Genomic DNA, 2,646 nt, shown 5'->3' on the forward strand with positions numbered 1-2,646 from the left:
TTGATACGCTTCTGAAAAAACTGCTTTTTCACATCTGAACCAAACAGCATACCGTAACCTAATTCGCTGATACGCCCAAGTCCCACACGGAAATTGAAGTTATCTCTGATACCGTCCGAGAAATACTTTGCGTCTGGACGCTGGCAGGCAACGATAAGGAAATAACCTGCTTGTCGCCCTAACATAACGATTTTCTTTAGCTGGCTAAGTAAGCTCACGCTTTCTTTCGTCCCCAGCATTTCAAAAAACGCCACATATTCATCAAAGATAAGAAAGCAGGGTGGCAGTCCCAGATAGGCGTAGTTTTCGCCTGTCTTATAGTTCGGGTGTCGCTTCATTTCCTCGCTTCGCTGTACCATGCCCTCATAAAAGGCATTGACGCAGTCTATCATTTCTTCTTTGGTATGGTAGACGTTTGGCATGACCGTTCCTAAGTCCGCAAGGTCGCTATTCTTCGGGTCTAATATGTAAAGGACAGCGTTGGTATGCAGTAAGGCTTCAATGAGCGTCAGCAGAAAATAAGTTTTACCGCCACCCGTCCCACCAGCAATCAGAGCGTGGGGGAGTGCGTCATATTCCCAGACAAGATTTTTCATCAATCTAAGACAGCCTTTTTCTGCACGTACTTCATCAATGGTAATGCGATTTGCTATCATATCATAAAGCAGGGTATATTCGATATAGCCGTCATGCAGGGTCTTGTCGGTCAGCTCACAATACAAGCCACTTTCCAATTTATCCTCTAACCGTAAAAGCTGGTCTTGATATTTCCCCAGCGTGATTTCACAGCGGATATGAAGCAGTCCCTTTTCCATTTGATAGTAAATCTTTGGAAACCAGACGATTTTTTCTCTTGATCTGCTTTGCAGGTCAGTAAAAAAACCGCTGTCTTGTACGGTATCGGCTTCATACCACTTATTTTCCAGTATCATTCTTGCCAGCTTTTGACGGTGCAGGAGCTTCTTGAAACTATCGTAACAGAAGCGGTAATACAGAAAAGCGACCAATGCACAAACACCAGTCGCTATCAGTATGGTTATGAAGTTGTAAGGGGAGAGCGTCAAGCCGTTCTCTAACAAGCTGAAATGCTCCCAATCGGTACGCATGAGCTGTTTCGTATTCAGTAGCAAAAGAACCGCTACGAATACAAACAGAAGCGTCCCTATGGAAAAGTGATAGACAAGTTGCTTGTCGCTGGCTCTGATACGGTGTCCTTTGTTACAAATCTTACGCATAAATCAATCACTCCTTTCTGGATATGAAAAAGCAGTCAATCCTAAGACTAACTGCTTTAAACTGTCTTTATTCAAAAATAAATATATCTTCTATCGGAGCTTTTACAGCTCTTGAAATATCTATTGCCAATTTAAGTGACGGATTATATTGTGCTTTTTCTAATCTCATAATAGTTTCACGACGAACACCTACAATGTCAGCGAGTTGTTCTTGTGTTAATTCTTGTGCTACACGATATTTTTTTAAATTACATACAAACTTTGCTTCCATAATTTATTCCCTTTTTTCATAACGATATAATAAATAGTTGCTAAGAAAAAGAACAAGAGCATAGATAAGTGAAACAGAAATCAGCATAAATATTGCACACCACTCAACATTACGGGAAAACATACCTATTGCCATAAGCCAGATAACTACAAATAATAGTTTAAAACCTATCTTGTAGGCTTCTAATTGTGCCTTACGTTTATTTTCTTGAAAAAGCTCATCTTCTAAGATATGAGAAAGTTTACCTTCAAAGAAAAAACTGAAAAAACCAAAAAATATGAAAAAAGCAAAAGGAAATATTTCTCCAAATTTATAGTATGTCCAAAATCCACCAAACCCCAGAAAACCAAACATTCCACAAAATCCCCAGTAAGGAGAAATTGTTCTTGAATATCGTTTTTCCCTGCTGTTTTTTGAAAAGACATTTTTAAAGCAGATAATTACTATATAGATAGCATATAGTGCTATTAAAGCTCCAATTACTAACATAGGAATATCCTTGTAAGAAAATACATATTCCGACATATCCATATTTTTGACCCAGCGTCCATCATTGTATAATAGGGAGTAGATTGTACCAACAATAAGCAATAAAGCACACCCTACCCCCATAAAAATAATTTTTTTAATTTGTTTCTTTGACATATTTATCTCTCCTTTCAAATGAGATGTTTTTGTATCTTTATGAGATAAATATATCACTCCGCATTGTTCGTGTCAATCAAAATTAAGACAAATACATCACTTTTATTTCTTCGGCTGTCCCTGCGGTGTAGGGTTCTGTGGACTGCCTGCGTTCTGGTTGCCTTTATTCTTCAACACAATATCCTCTGCCTTTACATACCAGTCCACATCTGCACCCGTATAGGTTTTTCTTGATACCGTATCGGCTACTGGATTGACAAGCTCCACAACTGCATTGTAAGGAAATTCCCTTAACGGTACTTCTGGCGGTACAGACACGGGGATAATTCCACCGTGCAGACTGCACTTCAAATCATAGATACGCTTTTTAAGCTGGGTACTCGGTGTCCCGTCCTCATTCTGCAAGAACACATCACGTACCGCTGTAAACTTTAATTCTCCAAATGTTTTCTCTTTGTCAATAACAAACCCGTTTGATAATCTCATAAATTCTTC

4 protein-coding genes are annotated in these 2,646 nt (G+C 39.0%); all 4 read right to left on the reverse strand.

Translation table 11 applies throughout. The features are described from left to right. Positions 1-1,235: FtsK/SpoIIIE domain-containing protein (locus WMO18_RS10755; RefSeq protein WP_367286600.1), on the reverse strand; the 1,235-nt coding region annotated here is incomplete at its 3' end. Between the two features lie 67 nt (positions 1,236-1,302). Next, the gene (locus tag WMO18_RS10760) at positions 1,303-1,506 is read right to left on the reverse strand and encodes a helix-turn-helix transcriptional regulator (protein ID WP_008787613.1); all 204 of its coding nucleotides are present in this window, start codon (positions 1,504-1,506) and stop codon (positions 1,303-1,305) included. A gap of 3 nt (positions 1,507-1,509) precedes the next feature. Beyond that, positions 1,510-2,151, reverse strand: a complete 642-nt coding sequence (locus tag WMO18_RS10765) for a DUF2178 domain-containing protein (RefSeq protein WP_025579173.1) — start codon at positions 2,149-2,151, stop codon at positions 1,510-1,512. Between the two features lie 102 nt (positions 2,152-2,253). Continuing rightward, a partial coding sequence (locus tag WMO18_RS10770; RefSeq protein WP_496196871.1) for a YdcP family protein occupies positions 2,254-2,646 on the reverse strand: 393 nt, incomplete at its 5' end.

The sequence above is a fragment of the Ruminococcoides intestinihominis genome (assembly GCF_040096285.1).
Taxonomy (GTDB): domain Bacteria; phylum Bacillota; class Clostridia; order Oscillospirales; family Acutalibacteraceae; genus Ruminococcoides; species Ruminococcoides intestinihominis.

Coding starts and splice junctions, on each gene's coding strand:
- WMO18_RS10760 (WP_008787613.1), bottom strand. CDS start 1,506: ATGGAAGCAAAGTTTGTATGTAATTTAAAAAAATATCGTGTAGCACAA.
- WMO18_RS10765 (WP_025579173.1), bottom strand. CDS start 2,151: ATGTCAAAGAAACAAATTAAAAAAATTATTTTTATGGGGGTAGGGTGT.